The 15661-nt window shown below is 62.0% G+C and carries 13 protein-coding genes and 1 other RNA gene; 4 read left to right on the forward strand and 10 right to left on the reverse strand.

Annotation, left to right across the window (positions count from 1 at the left end; all coding sequences use genetic code 11):
- The first annotated feature begins 95 nt into the window (after positions 1-95).
- Positions 96-341 (forward strand): hypothetical protein, encoded by a 246-nt coding sequence (locus tag ACM3N8_RS03010; protein WP_043136802.1) that lies wholly within the window; start codon positions 96-98, stop codon positions 339-341.
- A gap of 127 nt (positions 342-468) precedes the next feature.
- Here the strand turns inward: ACM3N8_RS03010 and gcvP are convergent, their stop codons facing one another.
- The 6 genes from gcvP to ACM3N8_RS03040 all read right to left on the reverse strand — a co-directional run bounded on the left by gcvP (position 469) and on the right by ACM3N8_RS03040 (position 8959).
- A complete protein-coding gene (gene gcvP / locus ACM3N8_RS03015; RefSeq protein ID WP_416015431.1) occupies positions 469-3345 on the reverse strand; it encodes an aminomethyl-transferring glycine dehydrogenase in 2877 nt (958 codons plus the stop codon).
- Between the two features lie 285 nt (positions 3346-3630).
- Positions 3631-4020: a glycine cleavage system protein GcvH gene (gene gcvH / locus ACM3N8_RS03020; protein WP_043136806.1), complete on the reverse strand. Its 390-nt coding sequence runs from the start codon at positions 4018-4020 to the stop codon at positions 3631-3633.
- Between the two features lie 93 nt (positions 4021-4113).
- On the reverse strand, positions 4114-5211 hold the full coding sequence (gene gcvT / locus ACM3N8_RS03025) for a glycine cleavage system aminomethyltransferase GcvT (RefSeq protein ID WP_241278187.1): 1098 nt from the start codon (positions 5209-5211) through the stop codon (positions 4114-4116).
- Between the two features lie 415 nt (positions 5212-5626).
- Positions 5627-6862: an FAD-dependent 2-octaprenylphenol hydroxylase gene (locus tag ACM3N8_RS03030; protein WP_416015432.1), complete on the reverse strand. Its 1236-nt coding sequence runs from the start codon at positions 6860-6862 to the stop codon at positions 5627-5629.
- A gap of 100 nt (positions 6863-6962) precedes the next feature.
- The gene (gene ubiH, locus ACM3N8_RS03035; protein ID WP_241324714.1) at positions 6963-8186 is read right to left on the reverse strand and encodes a 2-octaprenyl-6-methoxyphenyl hydroxylase; all 1224 of its coding nucleotides are present in this window, start codon (positions 8184-8186) and stop codon (positions 6963-6965) included.
- Positions 8187-8389: 203 nt separating this feature from the next.
- Positions 8390-8959 carry a UPF0149 family protein gene (locus tag ACM3N8_RS03040; protein ID WP_042034443.1) on the reverse strand — a complete coding sequence of 190 codons (570 nt, stop codon included), beginning with the start codon at positions 8957-8959 and terminating at the stop codon, positions 8390-8392.
- Between the two features lie 173 nt (positions 8960-9132).
- Between ACM3N8_RS03040 and zapA the strand changes: the two genes are divergently transcribed.
- Positions 9133-9465 carry a cell division protein ZapA gene (gene zapA, locus ACM3N8_RS03045; protein WP_042865847.1) on the forward strand — a complete coding sequence of 111 codons (333 nt, stop codon included), beginning with the start codon at positions 9133-9135 and terminating at the stop codon, positions 9463-9465.
- Positions 9466-9481: 16 nt separating this feature from the next.
- Positions 9482-9664: non-coding RNA, 6S RNA (ssrS, locus tag ACM3N8_RS03050), on the forward strand.
- 194 nt (positions 9665-9858) lie between these two features.
- Here ssrS and emrD read toward each other — a convergent pair.
- From emrD to ACM3N8_RS03065, 3 genes are all read right to left on the reverse strand, one after another.
- Positions 9859-11058: a multidrug efflux MFS transporter EmrD gene (emrD, locus tag ACM3N8_RS03055; protein ID WP_043136815.1), complete on the reverse strand. Its 1200-nt coding sequence runs from the start codon at positions 11056-11058 to the stop codon at positions 9859-9861.
- A gap of 249 nt (positions 11059-11307) precedes the next feature.
- Positions 11308-11970, reverse strand: a complete 663-nt coding sequence (locus ACM3N8_RS03060; RefSeq protein ID WP_241278190.1) for a glutathione S-transferase family protein — start codon at positions 11968-11970, stop codon at positions 11308-11310.
- Between the two features lie 190 nt (positions 11971-12160).
- Positions 12161-12616, reverse strand: coding sequence for a hypothetical protein (locus tag ACM3N8_RS03065; protein WP_043136820.1), 456 nt, complete (start codon positions 12614-12616; stop codon positions 12161-12163).
- A gap of 200 nt (positions 12617-12816) precedes the next feature.
- Between ACM3N8_RS03065 and suhB the strand changes: the two genes are divergently transcribed.
- Positions 12817-13620 (forward strand): inositol-1-monophosphatase, encoded by an 804-nt coding sequence (gene suhB, locus ACM3N8_RS03070; protein WP_005310327.1) that lies wholly within the window; start codon positions 12817-12819, stop codon positions 13618-13620.
- 380 nt (positions 13621-14000) lie between these two features.
- Here suhB and ACM3N8_RS03075 read toward each other — a convergent pair whose 3' ends face one another.
- Complete coding sequence (locus ACM3N8_RS03075; RefSeq protein ID WP_043136824.1) at positions 14001-15632, reverse strand: methyl-accepting chemotaxis protein; 1632 nt, start codon at positions 15630-15632, stop codon at positions 14001-14003.
- Positions 15633-15661: the final 29 nt, after the last annotated feature.

Raw genomic sequence — 15661 nt, forward strand, 5'->3', positions numbered from 1 at the left:
AGCCATGGTACCGTTTGCTTCCCGCCCACTTCAACCCAACCGGCCCCGCCACGGCCGGACTATCCTTGATGAGACCCACCATTGAGGTAACCAAGATGAAACCTGTCCTGTTATTGATTGGCCTGCTCTTTGCCGGCAGTGCCCTCGCGTTTCACTGCCCTGCAGACATGAAGAAGATCGATGATGCCCTCGCCGCAGGCCCCGCCCTCAGCGCCGAGCAGCTGGCCGAGGTGAAGCAGCTGCGCGCCGAAGGCGAGGCACTGCACAAGGCGGGCAAGCATCAGGAATCCGTCGATACCCTGGCCAAAGCCCTAGCCCTGCTCGCACCGGCCAAATCCTGACGCAGCCCGAGGCTGAGAAGGCTCCTGCGTGATGTCATGTCTGACATTCGCCATAAACAACAAGGCCACCCGCAGGGGTGGCCTTGATTTTATCGGGCAGCTGGCCCGCGTTCACTCTGCGCCGCTATTACTTGGCGTAATCCTCGGTGGGGATGCAGGAGCAGAACAGGTTGCGATCGCCGTAGACGTCATCGATGCGGTTGACCGACGGCCACAACTTGGCGGCGCGCACGGCGTCGGACGGGAAGACCGCCTCGGCGCGGCTGTAGCCACGGTTCCACTGCTCGTCCATCACGTCATCCTGGGTATGGGGCGCGTTGACCAGGGGGTTGTCGGCCAGGCTCCAGTGGCCGTCCTGCACCTTGGCTATCTCGGCACGGATGGCGGTCATGGCCTCGACGAAGCGATCCAGCTCGCGCTTGGATTCAGATTCGGTCGGCTCGACCATCAGGGTGCCCGCCACCGGGAAGCTCATGGTCGGGGCGTGGAAGCCGTAGTCCATCAGCCGCTTGGCCACGTCCATCTCGCTGATGCCGGACGCCTCTTTGAGCGGGCGGATATCCAGGATGCACTCGTGGGCCACCCGGCCGTTGCGCCCGGAATAGAGCACAGGGAAGGATTCACCCAGCTTCTTGGCCAGATAGTTGGCGTTGAGGATGGCCACCTGGGTGGATTTTTTGAGCCCCTCGTCGCCCAGCATGGCGATGTACATCCAGCTGATGGGCAGGATACTGGCCGAACCGAACGGGGCTGCCGACACGGCGCCGTTGTTGCGGCTCTCCTTGTCGGTCTTGACCACGGCGTGACCGGCCACGAAGGGTGCCAGGTGTTTCTTCACACCGATAGGGCCCATGCCCGGACCGCCACCGCCGTGAGGGATGGCGAAGGTCTTGTGCAGGTTGAGGTGGGAGACGTCCGCCCCGATGAAGCCCGGCGCCGTCAGCCCAACTTGCGCGTTCATGTTGGCGCCGTCGAGGTAGACCTGACCACCGTGCTGGTGAACGATGTCGCACACCTCCTTGATGGTCTCCTCGTACACCCCGTGGGTAGAAGGGTAGGTCACCATCAGACAGCTAAGCTTCTCCCCCGCCTCGGCGGCCTTGGCGCGCAGATCGTCGAGATCCACGTTGCCGGACTTGTCACAGGCGGTGACTATGACCCGCAGCCCCGCCATCTGGGCGGAGGCCGGGTTGGTGCCGTGGGCAGAAGCCGGTATGAGGCAGATGTCGCGATGACCGTCGCCACGGGACTCGTGGTACTTCTTGATGGCCAGAAGGCCCGCGTACTCGCCCTGGGCACCAGAGTTCGGCTGCATGCAGACCGCATCGTAACCTGTCACCTTCACCAGCCAGTCTTCCAGGTCTGCCAGCAGCAGCTGGTAGCCCTTGGCCTGGGCCAGCGGCGCAAACGGGTGCAGCTTGCCGAACTCGGGCCAGGTCACCGGGATCATCTCGGCGGTGGCGTTGAGCTTCATGGTGCAGGAACCCAGCGAAATCATGGCGTAGTTGAGCGCCAGATCTTTCGCCTCGAGACGGTGGATGTAACGCAGCATCTCGGTCTCGGAGTGGTACTTGTTGAACACCTCGTGGGTCAGTACGGCGTCGGTGCGCAGCAGATCCTGCGGTATGCCGTGATGGGTCTGGGCCGCCTTGTCGAGCGCCTCCACATCCAGGCCGTGGCCCTTGCCGAGGAAGAGATCGAACAGCTCGGCCACATCGGCGCGGGTGGTGGTTTCGGAGAGGGACACGCCCACGGCACCATCGAGATCGGCACGCAGGTTGATGCCGAGCCCTTCGGCCTTGGCGATCAGGGCTGCCTTGTCAGCGCTCTGTACGGTGAGGGTATCGAACCAGCTGGCGTGCTTGAGGGCAACGCCCTTGGCTTTAAGCCCCAGCGCCAGGATGCTGGTGAGACGGTGAACGCGGGAGGCGATGGTTTTCAACCCCACAGGGCCGTGGTAGACGGCGTAGAAGCTCGCCATGTTGGCCAGCAGCACCTGGGCGGTACAGATGTTGGAGTTCGCCTTCTCGCGGCGGATATGCTGCTCGCGAGTCTGCATCGCCATGCGCAGGGCACTCTTGCCGCGGGCATCCTTGGAGACGCCTATGATGCGGCCCGGCATGGAGCGCTTGTAGGCATCGCGGGTGGCGAAGAAGGCGGCGTGGGGGCCACCGTAACCCATGGGCACGCCGAAGCGCTGGGCTGAGCCGAATACCACGTCGGCCCCCAGTTCCCCCGGGGATTTGAGCAGCAGCAAGGAGAGCAGGTCGGCACTGACGCAGGCCAGCCCCTTCTGGGCTTGCACGGCGGCGATCAGGGCACGCAGATCTTTCACCTCACCCGTGGTGGTGGGGTACTGGAACAGGGCACCGAACACCTCTTCACTCACCGCCTCGCCGGCGGGGCCGACGGCCACGTCGAAGCCAAAATGCACGGCGCGCTCCTTGACCACGTCGATCACCTGGGGGTGCACGTCATCGGCCACGAAGAAGAGATGGGACTTGGACTTGGCCATGCGCTTGGCCAGCGCCATGGCTTCGGCGGCGGCGGTGGCTTCATCCAGCAGGGAGGCACTTGCCAGATCCATGCCGGTCAAGTCCAGCGTCAGCTGCTGGAAGTTGAGCAGGGCTTCGAGACGGCCCTGGGCCAGCTCGGGCTGGTACGGGGTGTAGGCGGTATACCAGCCCGGGTTCTCCAGCACGTTGCGCAGGATGACGTGGGGCACATGGGTGTCGTGATAGCCCATGCCGATATAGCTCTTGGCGATCTTGTTCTGGGCGGCGTAGCCCTTGAGCTTGGCCAGTGCCTCCACTTCCGTCATGGGGACGCCGATGCCGAGCGGGCCCGGCCGGCGAATGGCGGCGGGGACCGTCTGCTCAATCAGATCGTCCAGGCTCTCTGCGCCCACGGTGGCCAACAGGGCGCGCACTTCTTCCTCACCCGGGCCTATGTGGCGACGGATGAAATCGGTTTTTTGCTCGAGTTCAAACAGTGACTGGGTCATTTCCCTATTCCTGGTATTAAGTCCTGATAACCAAGACCTGATGTTCCTGATAGCCGGTTGATACCGACTCCACTCATGTTCTGGGTCCCGCAGGCTGGGTGCGGCACCGGATGCTGCGCCAGCATCGACAGGGGATCGCCTTGTTGCGTACCGGCCCGCTTGCCCCCTGGCAAGGCCAGGCTGGCAAACGGCAGGCGCGGGCGACTTCACCCTTCCACCGGCCGGCATGTGCCCGGCTGGCGGTCATACAAAGGGGCCCTGCTGTGTTGGCAGGGCCCGGGGGCATTACTCTTCGTCCACCAGGTTCTGGTAGCCTTCGGCATCCAGCAGATTGGCGAGCTCGCCCGCGTCATCCAGCTTGATGCGGAACAGCCAGCCGGCGCCGTAGGGGTCTGAGTTGACCAGTTCCGGGCTGCCTTCCAGCTCTTCGTTGATGGCGATGATTTCGCCGCTCACCGGGCTGTAGATGTCGGAGGCGGCCTTGACCGACTCGGCCACGGCGCAGTCATCACCGGCGCCAATTTGCTTGCCCACTTCCGGCAGATCGATAAACACCATGTCTCCCAGCAGATCCTGGGCGTGCTCGGTGATACCGACCACGGCCTCGCCGTTGGCTTCAACACGGATCCACTCGTGGGAGGTGGCATATTTCAGTTCGCTCGGGATATGGCTCATTTGTGCTTCCTTCTTATTCACTTGGATCACTTGTACCTGGACCGCGTACAAGGGGTACTGGCGAAGGGCAGCCCCTTCGCCGCAATGGGGTTGTTACACCAGCTTCTGGCCGTTGCGCACGAAAGCGGGCTTGGTGACTTTGACGGTGACCAGCTTCTTGCGGATCTCCACCTCGGCCTGTTCGCCGATGTCGCGGGGCACCCGCGCCAAGGCAATACTGTAGCCCAGGGTCGGCGAGAAAGAACCCGAGGTGATCACACCTTCCCGCTTCTCGCCGCTGGCGGTGGTGAAGGTGACCGGCATGCCGGCACGCAGTACGCCCTTCTCTTCCATCACCAGACCGACCTGCTTGGGCTGAGTGCCCGCCGCCTTCTGTGCTTCCAGCGCGGCGCGACCGATAAATTGGCGGGAGGCCGGCTCGAAGGCCAGGGTCCAGGCCATGTTGGCGGCGAGCGGGCTGATGCTCTCGTCCATGTCCTGGCTGTAGAGGTTCATGCCGGCTTCGAGGCGCAGGGTATCCCGCGCGCCCAGCCCGCAGGGGGCCACGCCGTTGTCCAGCAGCGCCTGCCACAGGTCGCACGCCTTCTCTTGTGGCACCACGATTTCATAGCCGTCTTCGCCTGTGTAGCCTGTGGTGGCGATGAAGAGATCTCCTGCCTGCACGCCGAAGAAGGGCTTCATCCCCTCCACTGCCGCATTTTGCTCAGGAGTGAACACCTTGGCCGTCTTGGCCTTGGCGTTGGGGCCCTGCACCGCGATCATGGCGAGCTCGGGACGTTCGGTCACGCTCACGGCAAAATCGATGGCGTGGTGGCGGATCCAGGCCAGATCCTTCTCGCGGGTGGCGGAGTTCACCACCAGGCGGTAAAACGTATCGCCAAGATAATAGGTGATGAGGTCGTCGATGACGCCGCCTTCCGGATTGAGCATGCCGCTGTAGAGGGCCTTGCCCGGGACTGTGAGTTTGGCCACGTCGTTGGCCAGCAGGTGTTGCAGGAAGGCTTTGACCCGTTCGCCGGTCAAGTCGACTATGGTCATGTGGGAGACGTCGAACATGCCGGCATCGGTGCGCACCGCGTGGTGCTCTTCCAGCTGGGAGCCGTAGTTGATGGGCATTTCCCAACCGTGGAAGTCCACCATTTTGGCGCCGGCTTCCAGGTGCTTGGGATGCAGTACTGTAGTCTGGATCATCGCTGTGTTTCCTTAAGCGTTCGCGACAACACTCGCAATCCGCCCTCCCCTGACAGCCAACAGGACATGCAATCGCCTGTGCAACAGAAAGAGAAAAGACAGTCGGAGTCTGTGCTCGTTCCAGCCCCGCGGGGCAAGAGTGATTCCTTGAACGCAGCGGATTATATGACAAGCGGGCGAGCCTGCCGCTCAAAAAAAACTAATCCACCGCCAGTAAACAGACCCCAGACACTAAGGTAAAAACAGTGATAAAAACAGTCGAACAGCGACTCACACGAGATTAAATTTTGATTTTTACCGTTTCGTCACAATTTGAAGAAAAACGTTTCGCCTGCCACCCAGATTAAAGGCTGATGCCCAAAATGGGTCATCAGCCTCGTCAGATTAGTTTTGTTGTAAAAAAACCTGAGTAGTATTAGATTTTTTCACCCTTGGCCAGGGCGGGCAGTTCGCCATCGAGCCCCATGGCAGCCCGGATCACCCCCTGCTTGAGCGGCGCCAGCGCGTCGAAGGCGCACAATCCCACCCCGCGCACCAGCTTCTTGAGGGGGTTGGCCCCGCTGAACAGCCGCTTGAGCCCTTCCATGGCCGCCAGCATGCGGGCCGCCTCGCTCTTGCGCCAGCGCTCGTAGCTGCGCAGGTTGGCCAGCAGACCTATGTCCCCACCGGCACGATGCGTTTGCACAATCTGCTCCGCCAGCGCCGCCGCATCCAGCAGGCCCAGGTTGACTCCCTGCCCCGCCAGCGGATGTATGGTGTGAGCCGCATCCCCCACCAACACCAGCCGCTCGCGAGCGAAGTCGCGGGCATAGCGGGCGGTGAGCGGGATGGCGCTGCGCGCCCCTTCCACCTTGCACAACCCCAGCCGGCCATCGAAGGCGGTGGTGAGCTGGCGGTTGAACCGTTCGTCATCGCAGGCGCACAGTGCCTCGGCCCGGCTGGCGGGCACGGACCAGACGATGGAGCAGAGATCCGGTTGCCACAGGGGCAGGAAGGCGAGCGGGCCATCCGGGGTGAAGATCTGGCGGGCCACCGCCTCGTGGGGCTCGGCACAGCGCACCGTCGCCACCAGGGCGTGATGGCCGTAATCCCAGCTGGTGAGCGGAATGTCCGCCTGGCGGCGCACCCAGGAGTGGGCGCCATCGGCGGCCACCACCAGCTTGGCCGACAGCGCGCGGCCATCGTCCAGCAGCAGGAGCGACCCCGCCTCGCCACTTTGCAGGCTGGCGGCCCGGGCCGGGCTCAGCAGCTGTATGTTGTCTGCATCCCCTGCATTGCCAACAAGAATCGCCTCCAGCAGTGCCAGCTGGATGACCCGGTTCTCAACTATGTGACCGAGTGCCCCCTGGCGCAGGCTGGCGGCATCAAAGCCAATCTGGCCGAAGCTGTCCTGCTCCCACACCTGCATCTTCTCGTAGGGCTGCAGGCGCCGCGCCTCTATCCCGGCCCAGGCGCCGACCTGCTGCAAGATGCGCTGGCTGGCCAGACTCAGGGCACTGACCCGGTTGTCCGGCGCGTCCCCGAGCTCAGGATCGGGCAACTGCCCCTCCACGATGGCAATCTTGAGGCCACTCTGCTTGAGCGCGGCGGCGAGCCCCAGGCCCACCATGCCGCCCCCCACTATCACCACATCCACATTTTGCATCTGCATCATCTGTTCCTTTCGTGGCTGACCGCCGGGTCAGCAGGGGACGCCCGTTGGCATAGCCCCTTTCAATTCGCGATTGACCGCCGCGGGTGGGCGGCGCCCCTCATTTACGGCACAGGTCGGCCACAAACCCCAGGGTACGGGAGGCCAGCGGCGCCTTGAGGCAAGTCAGCCGTCCCATCAGGGAGAGCGCCAGGTTGCGGCCCGCCACCAGCGGATCGTGGCCATTGGAGAAGAGCTGGGCCAGCGAGGAGGTGAGCCAGATGGTCCGGGCCTGATCCTCCTTGCGCAGCTGCCAGTAACCGTTCAGCACCGCAAAGCTGCCTATGTCCTCCCCCGCCGCGAGCGCGCCGGCAACCGCCTGGGTGAGCAGGTCCAGATCGCGCATACCGAGGTTGAAGCCCTGCCCGGCGATGGGGTGCAGCAGGTGGGCGGCATTGCCCACCAGCACGGTGCGCTGGGCCAGCGGGTAGTCGGTGGCCGTCTGTACCAGCGGATAGACGTGGCGCTGGCCGCATCGCTCGAAACGGCCCAGCCGCCAGCCAAACGCCTGCTGCAACCGGGCGAGAAAGGCGGCCTCATCCAGCCCCATCAGTTCATCCGCCTGCTCCCGCCCGACGCTCCACACCAGGGAGGAGAGCCCATCCTGCATCGGCAGCAAGGCCAGCGGCCCCCCCTGGGTGAAGCGCTCGAACGCCCGCCCGGCGGGATCCTCGGCGGTCTTGACCGTGGCTATGATGGCACTTTGCTCAAAGTCGTGACGAGTGACGGCCATCTTGAAGTGCTGGCGCACGAAGGAGTGGCCGCCATCGGCCGCCACCAGCAGCCGGGTCTGGTAACGCTCGCCACCGGCCAGCGTCAGGGTCACGCCCTCCTCAAGCGGCTCAATGGTCGAGAGCTGGGCCGGGCACAGCATATGGATGTGGGGGCAGGCCGCCATCCCCTGCTGCAGTGTTATGCCAGCCGCCGACAGCTCGATCACCTGGCCGAGCGCGGGCAGACCATATTCCGCCGCCGACAAGCTGGCCTGGCCGAAATGGCCCCGATCCGAGACATGGATTTGGGTGATGGGGGAGCAGTGAGGGGCGAAGCGAGGCCAGAGCCCGTGACGGACCAGCGCCTCGCAAGTGCCAGCAGAGAGCGCGATGGCGCGGGCATCGAAGCCCGGATGGGCATTGAGCTCGGGGGCGCTCGCCTCCAGCAGCAGGATCTGCAGGGGCTCGCCGTCGGCACCTCGCAACGCGGCAAGAGAGAGCGCCAGCACGGCACCGCTCATTCCACCGCCGACGATAGCCACGTCGACGTGAACCAGATCAGATTGAGACATGAGATGAGAGGAAGAAGCTGGGAACGTGACCTCATGCTATCACAAAGCGGGGGGCCGGGATGCGAGGCCACGGGCAAAAAACGGCGTCACGACCATGATCTGGTTGAAAAAATGCTGAGCTGGCTCCCCCATACGGCCGGATAAAAGCAGAGCGCCACCGGGGCGCTCTGCTTTGTTTTTTGCTGTTTCTGTCGCAGGGGCGATCAGTGCAGGGTCGGCGGCGCGATCGGGGTATCGGGACGCTTGCCAAACTCCTCGAAGGTCATCATGACCCCCAGGCGTACATGCTCGTAGAGCACCAGGAAGGAGGCTTCGTTCTCGTCGTCTTCCTGATCGAACTCGGCAGAGACCTGGGTGATGCTGGCGATGTCCTGGATCATCTCCTGCAACTCTTCGGACGCCCTGGAAAGCTCCTGTTGCACCACGCCAAACCCGGCCAGAAATGCCTGTGACCAGTCCACCAGCGAATCGATGCGCTCATCGAGCGGCGCCTCATCGCTTGGCAGCAGCAGCTCGACGCCCTTCTGGGCCATCAGGCTCTCGACTATCTCGTGATAGAGATCTGTCATCACCTGGCGCACCGGGGCCGGCAAGCCGAAACCGTCGTTGACCAGATCGTTGAAGGGCGGCAGCCAGCTCTTGTCATCCAGTGCCACGCCACCGCAGACGAGACCGCAGATCACGCCATGGGCCTCCACCGCCGTTGCCATCAGCTCATGCTGTTCCATCAGGTCGGCCACGGCCGTGTATTTCAGGGGGTTCGTTTTGCTCATCGAAGATCCGCTCAAAGTTCAGGCAAATATGCAAAATTAATGGTCAGGATCCTAGCATTCTCCCCCTTCCAGAGCCAGCAAGGCCTTGAAACTTCTGCATCTGCGCTATATAGTCCCGCCCAGTTGTCCACGTGGATAAAGGCGGAAATCAGCACCGCCGTATTGAGGAAGGCATGAGCACAGAGGCCGTAGAAATCGTCATTTTGGGACGTCCCTACAAGGTATCCTGTCCCTTGGGACAGCAGGATGCCCTGCGCCAGGCCGCCGACCAGCTGACTGACAAACTCATCGAGCTGCGTCAACGTTCCAAGGTCTCCAGCAACGAGCAATTGGCGATCATGGCAGCGCTCAATTTTTGCCATGAGCTCTGCCTTGAAAAAGAGAAGAATCACCAATACTCTGAGACCATGGACAAGCGGATCAAGATGCTGCAACGCACCATAGAAGCGGCCTTGATCGAGCACGGACAGTATGGCGAATCCAGCGGCGAGGGCCTGCAGCCCTAATCGCGCACCGTTTTAAAATTCCCTGGGATGTGCGTCAGCCGGTTCAAGTCCCCGAGCCGATAATCATACCCACCAGGGGATCGGCCTTCTGGCTATTGCGCATGCTCGGCACGACCGAGAAGCCTGCGGTCAGATTCGATTCCCGCCTTGAACCTACGGTTCAAGGGCCCAAACCGGCAACGGCATCTCCGGGGTACCAACAGCAAAAAGCCCGTCATCACGATGACGGGCTTTTTCTTTGTCTCTCGTTTACAGGGACCCAGCGCGACAGCTCATTCTTGTCTGCTCAGGTTCATCCCCTACTTCTCCCCTAACCCAGGCCCCCACGACACCCAGTATCGAGCCAATAAAAAGCCCGCCGGCGAGGGCGGGCTTGTCACTGTCACGAGGCGATCAGACGGCCATCTGCTCGTGCGGCGAGCCGTGGTGGCGCAGCCAGGCAAAGCTCAGGGCCACCAGCAGGACCATGAGCGTCATGATGGCTCCCAGGGTCACCTGGCCTTCCATCGGGAAGCAGGCTGCCAGCAGGGTGACTATCCCCGCCCCCAGGTTCTGCATGCCACCCAGGATGGCGCCGGCGGTGCCCGCCTGCCCCGGGAAGGGCTCGATGGCGCAGGAGGTGGCGGTCGGATAGAGGATGCCGCTACCGATGAAGTAGACGGCCGCGCCCCCCACCAGCGAGGCCGCACTCACCACCCCGAACAAGCCAGGCAACAGTATGATGAGGGAGCCCAGCGCCAGGAAGACGATACCAAGGCGCATCAGCTTGCCCTGACTCAGCCGGAAGCTCAGCTTGGCGGAGAGCCAGGCGCCGAACAGGTAGCCGGGCAGCGGCAACACGAACAGCACGCTCACTGTGCGGGCGCTCAGCTTGAGCACATCGCCGAGCAGCACGCCGGCCGCCGCTTCAAACACCGCCAGACCGGCGAAGGTCGCCATCAGGCAGAGCAGATTGCCCTGAAAGCGCGGATTGCCCAGCACGTGGCGGTAGGCAGCGCCGACCCGCAGCGGCTGTTGGCGAGCCGCCTGCGGCAGGGTTTCACCAAACCAGGCCAGCAGGGCCAGGGTGGTCACGGCGCCAAAGCCAAACAGGAACCAGTAACCGGCACGCCAGTTGAACAGCTCGGTCAACCAGCCACCCAGGACGGGGGCCAGCAGCGGGGAGAAGATCACCCCCATGCTCACCAGGCTGTTGGCCCGGTTCAGTTCGGCGCCGCTGTAACGATCGCGCATCACGGTCCGGCTCATGGCACCGCCGGCACCCGTGCCCATCCCCTGGATCAGGCTGCCCACCAGCAGCGCGGTGAAGCTCGGGATCAGCTGAATGGTCAGGGTCCCCACCAGAAACACCATCATGCCGATGAGCAGCACAGGACGACGACCGATGCGATCCGACAGCGGGCCATAGACAAACTGGGAGAGCCCGTACGGAATGAGGTAACAGGCCATCACCGCCTGCAACTGGCCGGAGGCCACGTTGAAGTCCCCCGCCATCATGGGAATGGAGGGCACATACAGGGTCTGGGTCATCTGACCCACGGCGACCATCAGGATGGTCAGAAAAAACAGAGGGTAAAAACTGTGCCGATACATATCTCAGTCCCGCAAATCATCAAAAAGCTGCCGCACCCCTGGCAGAAACCTGCAGAGGGGATCCAAAAAACAGAGTCAATCAAAGGTGAAAATACAAGGCGGAGAACCCGCACCGGCCGGGAGCAGGACACTCCCTTGGCTTGGCGTGATCTTAGTGATTCAGATCACGAAAAACGAACGAATCTTTGTAATCAGCTTTCCCTAGTTTTTCTAATGTAACGGGGCAATTTGCCCCGTCAGCAATAAAAATCAACGCGTTACCATCTGCTGGGCCTGCTTGACCAGATCCTCCGGTGTCTCGTTGCGTGGCGGTATGGTGATCCCCTTCTGGCAGGCGGGTTTTTCTGCCATGCGCGCCATCCAGGCTTGCAGATGCGGCAGACCCTCGATGGAGATGCCACTCCAGTCATGAATGCGTACCCAGGGCCAGGTGGCGATGTCGGCGATGCTGTACTCATCGGCCAGGTATTCGTGCTGCGCCAGGTGGCTGTCGAGCACCTCGAACAGGCGGCGCCCCTCCTTCTGATAGCGCTCGATGGCCGCCGGGATCTTCTCCGGGAAGTAGCGATAGAAGACGTTGGCCTGCCCCATCATGGGGCCGACCCCGCCCATCTGGAACATCAGCCACTGGATGGCCTGGGAACGACGCTTGGGATCCTGCGGCAACAACTTGCCCGCCTTCTCTGCCAGATAGAGCAGGATGGCGCCGGACTCGAACACGGCGAAGTCACCGTTATCCCGATCGATGATGGCCGGGATGCGTCCGTTGGGGTTGATGGCCAGAAACGCGGGGGTTTTCTGATCCAGCGCCGACAAATCCAGCGGGATCACCCGATAGGGCAGCCCCAGCTCTTCGAGGGCGATCGCCACCTTGAAACCATTGGGGGTGGCTGCGGTATAAAAATCGATCATCATGAACTCCTTGTGATCCACACATTGGCACAGACACGACCACTGCTGTGCTGATGCCAAGCAGGTAAAGACTACGGGATAGACGCCATGCGGACATTTTCCCGGCTCCGGCATGGCAAAGCGGCGCAATACGGGTCAGTTATGACAAATATTGCACCGCTTGAACAGCCCGGAAGCCGGAAGATAAGCGCTAGTTGCACAGCCCCACGGGTTGGCGCTGGCGCAGCAAAATGAGGCGGGACAACAGCGGGAAGTAGGACTCAAGCTTGCTCAACAGCACTCTGCTGCAGGCGGGATCGGCCAGCTCGGATTCGTCCAGCACTATGCCGTTGGAGACAAAATAGAAGCGCGGATCCCGCACATCCGGCCCCTGAATGGTGAGGGTCTCATCCCCGCCGCGCATCAGCAACGGCAATACCGGCAAGCCGAACGTCTCGCCGCTGCGCTGCCAGGCAAACTCGGGCCAGGGGGTATCGCCATCGAGCAGCAGTATGGCCGCCTCTTCTTTGCCCGGTTGCCACTGTGATGGCTGGGCAATGCTCACCTCATTGAAGTAGTCGCCATATCCGGTTGATGCTCTCAAGGCAGCCAGCAGCCCTTGAGTGCTCGCTGCCGACGGTTTTTGACTGACTAATGACAGATTCATGATCCACGTCCCTATGCTCAATGCAGCCTGTTATTCGGCTGCTGCCATAAGACTAGACCAAAAGAAGCCTATATTGGAGCCGTCAGATCTGGCAGTCGCCAAGGTCAGGGAGAAGGCGTATAACGGTTGCCATTATCGAAAAGACTGGTATTATACCGCGTCCTTTTATCCCCCGTTCTTTAACATCCAGTGGTGAACCTATGCATCCGATGCTGAATATCGCCGTGCGCGCTGCGCGCAACGCCGGTCAAGTAGTAGTAAAAGCCTTCTCCCAGCCCGAGAACATCGAGGCCATCCAGAAAGGCAGCAATGACTTCGTGACCAACGTTGACCGTGACGCCGAAGCGGCCATCATTCACACCATCAAAAAATCTTACCCGGAACACAGCATCATAGCTGAAGAGTCTGGTGAGATTGCCGGTACCAATCCGGACTACCAATGGATCATTGACCCACTGGATGGCACGACCAACCTCGTCAAGGGCATTCCGCACTTTGCCGTCTCCATCGCCCTGCGCGTCAAGGGCAAGACCGAACAGGCCGTCGTTTACGATCCCATCCGTGACGAGCTGTTTACCGCGACCCGTGGTAACGGCGCCCAGCTGAACGGCTACCGCATCCGTGTCGGCAAGGCCAAAGAGCTGGCTGGCACAGTACTGGCCACAGGTTTCCCGTTCAAGCAGAAGCACCACATAGAGCCGTACCTGAAGATGTTCCAGAGCATGTTCATCGAATGTGCCGACATCCGTCGCTCCGGCTCTGCCGCGCTGGATCTGGCCTATGTGGCCGCCGGTCGCGTCGACGGTTTCTGGGAAATCGGCCTCAAGCCTTGGGATACCGCTGCCGGTGAGCTGCTGGCCAAAGAGTCCGGTGCCATCGTCACCGACTTCGTAGGTGGTCACAACTACGAAAACTCCGGCAACATAGTGGTTGCCAACCCGCGTGTCCTGAAAGAGATGCTCGGCAAGATCCGCGAAAACCTGCCGGAGTCCCTGGCCAAATAAGCCAGCCTCTCGCAGCGCACGCACAAAAAACCCGGCCTTGGCCGGGTTTTTTTATTGCTACAGCAACGAGGCCAGGCCATCCCGTGGCAGTGCTGAGCCTCCCTTTCAGCTCAGCTGGCATGAGCGTTATCAACGCAAATCCTCATACCCCCTTTCCTGCCAACCGGGTTTCACCAGGCGTCACTGCCGACATCAATCCCTTGCCCGCGGCCATCCGCCCGCTGTCGCAGGCCCGGCGTGAAGATCAGGATTCACTATGCACCGGGTATCCGCCTCCCCTGGCGCCCTGTAAAACAACAAAACCCGGCAAGCGCCGGGTTTTGTTGTGTGTCCAGCGGGCATTGGCCGGCTCAGCCTAGACCAAGCCAGCATTGCCCTCATCAGGCCAGGCGGAAGCGACCTATGGTCTGCTTCAGACCGGCTGCCAGCTGGCTCAGCTCCAGACAGGCGCGGGCGGTGTGATCGGCACCGATGGCAACCTCGTTGGAGGATTCATTGATCCGCTCCACGTTGCGACCCAGCTCATCGGAGACCGCATCCTGCTCGCCACAGGCACTGGCAATCTGAATGGCCATGTCGGCAATCTGGGCGACCGCCTCTTCGATCTGCTGGATGCCGTTGCTGGTCTGCTCGCTCTGCACCACGCACTGGCGGATCATGTCACAGCTTTGACCTGTCACCTCTTTCGCCTGGTTGGCGCGCGCCTGCAGGGTTTCTATGATGGCCACTATCTCGCCGGTGGATGCCTGGGTACGGCCCGCCAGGGTACGCACCTCATCGGCCACCACGGCAAAGCCGCGACCCTGCTCGCCGGCACGGGCCGCCTCGATGGCGGCGTTGAGCGCCAGCAGGTTGGTCTGATCGGCGATGCCACGGATCACATCCACCACCACGTTGATCTGGGCAGATTCACGCTCCAGCTCGGCGACCAGGGTCCCCGCCTGTTCAATCTCCTCGGCGACCCGGGTAATGGCCACCAGCGAGCTCTGCACATCCTGATTGCCGCGACGGGCCAGGGCGTTGGCAGAGCTGGCCGATTCGGACGCGGTCTCAGTGTTGCCGGCCACGTCGGCCACGGTCGCCTTCATCTGGGTCATGGCGGTTGCCACCAGGGAGATCTCCTGCTGCTGGCTCTGGATCCCTTGCGCCGACTGTTCGGAAACAGCGCTCACCTCTTCGATGGCGGCGCCAAGCTGGGTCACCGCGGCTACCACCTCTTCGATCAAGCCACGCAGGTTGTCCTGCATCTTGAGGGATGCCTTGGCCAGCATGCCAAGCTCATCTCGGCCTATGTGCTGGCGATCCAGCTGATGGGTCAGATCACCGGCGGCGATGGCGTTGGCCTGCGCCACCACGGCTTGCAGTGGCAGGCAGATCTGGCGAGTCAGGAACCAGGTCATGGCCATCATGAACAGCAGCAGGCCGCCTATGCTCACCATGGCAAAGCTGGTCACCATGTTGACGCTGTCGAGCAGGCTGCCCCGATTCTCCTTCACGAAGCCGAGGTTCACCTCCACCAGGCTGTTGACCGACTGTTCCAGCGCACCATAGGCGGCGTTGGACTGGAACAGCTGCGCCTTGGCCTGGGCCAGCTGGCCTTGTACCAGCAGCTGATCGACCGCATTGACCGAGTTCAGGTACTGCTGCCAGTCCTGCTTGGCGCGGTTGAACACCTGGCGCTCATGATCGGCACCAACCGTTGACTCGTAAGCACGAAAGGCACGCTCGACCTTCTGGACATTGTCCTGAATGCGGCCACGGCGGGCCTGCAGATCGGCGGCATCGTCAACCATCAGCAGGGCGAACTGGGCCCGACGCACGTAGGAGACATCGTAGAGCAGCGTTTCCACCGAGAGCACGCTCGGCAGGGTGGAGTCGGTAAAGTTCAGCACGCGGTCGCGCACGCCGCGCAGCTCGCTGGAGAGAAAAATACCGAATATCACGTTGACGGCGGCAATGACCGCAAAGACCACGGCAATCTTCTTGCCGATAGACAGATTTTTATAAAACATGGTGGCTGGTGATCCTCAACTGCTGACAA

It is taken from the genome of Aeromonas sp. A04, from assembly GCF_047780465.1.
Lineage (GTDB): Bacteria > Pseudomonadota > Gammaproteobacteria > Enterobacterales > Aeromonadaceae > Aeromonas > Aeromonas bestiarum.

What these genes read in the sequence shown, in the direction of transcription:
- ACM3N8_RS03010 (WP_043136802.1), top strand. Translation starts at nt 96, where the DNA reads ATGAAACCTGTCCTGTTATTGATTGGCCTGCTCTTTGCCGGCAGTGCC.
- ACM3N8_RS03030 (WP_416015432.1), bottom strand. Translation starts at nt 6,862, where the DNA reads ATGCAGATGCAAAATGTGGATGTGGTGATAGTGGGGGGCGGCATGGTG.
- suhB (WP_005310327.1), top strand. Translation starts at nt 12,817, where the DNA reads ATGCATCCGATGCTGAATATCGCCGTGCGCGCTGCGCGCAACGCCGGT.
- gcvT (WP_241278187.1), bottom strand. Translation starts at nt 5,211, where the DNA reads ATGATCCAGACTACAGTACTGCATCCCAAGCACCTGGAAGCCGGCGCC.
- ACM3N8_RS03065 (WP_043136820.1), bottom strand. Translation starts at nt 12,616, where the DNA reads ATGAATCTGTCATTAGTCAGTCAAAAACCGTCGGCAGCGAGCACTCAA.
- ACM3N8_RS03075 (WP_043136824.1), bottom strand. Translation starts at nt 15,632, where the DNA reads ATGTTTTATAAAAATCTGTCTATCGGCAAGAAGATTGCCGTGGTCTTT.
- zapA (WP_042865847.1), top strand. Translation starts at nt 9,133, where the DNA reads ATGAGCACAGAGGCCGTAGAAATCGTCATTTTGGGACGTCCCTACAAG.
- ACM3N8_RS03060 (WP_241278190.1), bottom strand. Translation starts at nt 11,970, where the DNA reads ATGATCGATTTTTATACCGCAGCCACCCCCAATGGTTTCAAGGTGGCG.
- gcvP (WP_416015431.1), bottom strand. Translation starts at nt 3,345, where the DNA reads ATGACCCAGTCACTGTTTGAACTCGAGCAAAAAACCGATTTCATCCGT.
- ACM3N8_RS03040 (WP_042034443.1), bottom strand. Translation starts at nt 8,959, where the DNA reads ATGAGCAAAACGAACCCCCTGAAATACACGGCCGTGGCCGACCTGATG.
- ubiH (WP_241324714.1), bottom strand. Translation starts at nt 8,186, where the DNA reads ATGTCTCAATCTGATCTGGTTCACGTCGACGTGGCTATCGTCGGCGGT.
- gcvH (WP_043136806.1), bottom strand. Translation starts at nt 4,020, where the DNA reads ATGAGCCATATCCCGAGCGAACTGAAATATGCCACCTCCCACGAGTGG.
- emrD (WP_043136815.1), bottom strand. Translation starts at nt 11,058, where the DNA reads ATGTATCGGCACAGTTTTTACCCTCTGTTTTTTCTGACCATCCTGATG.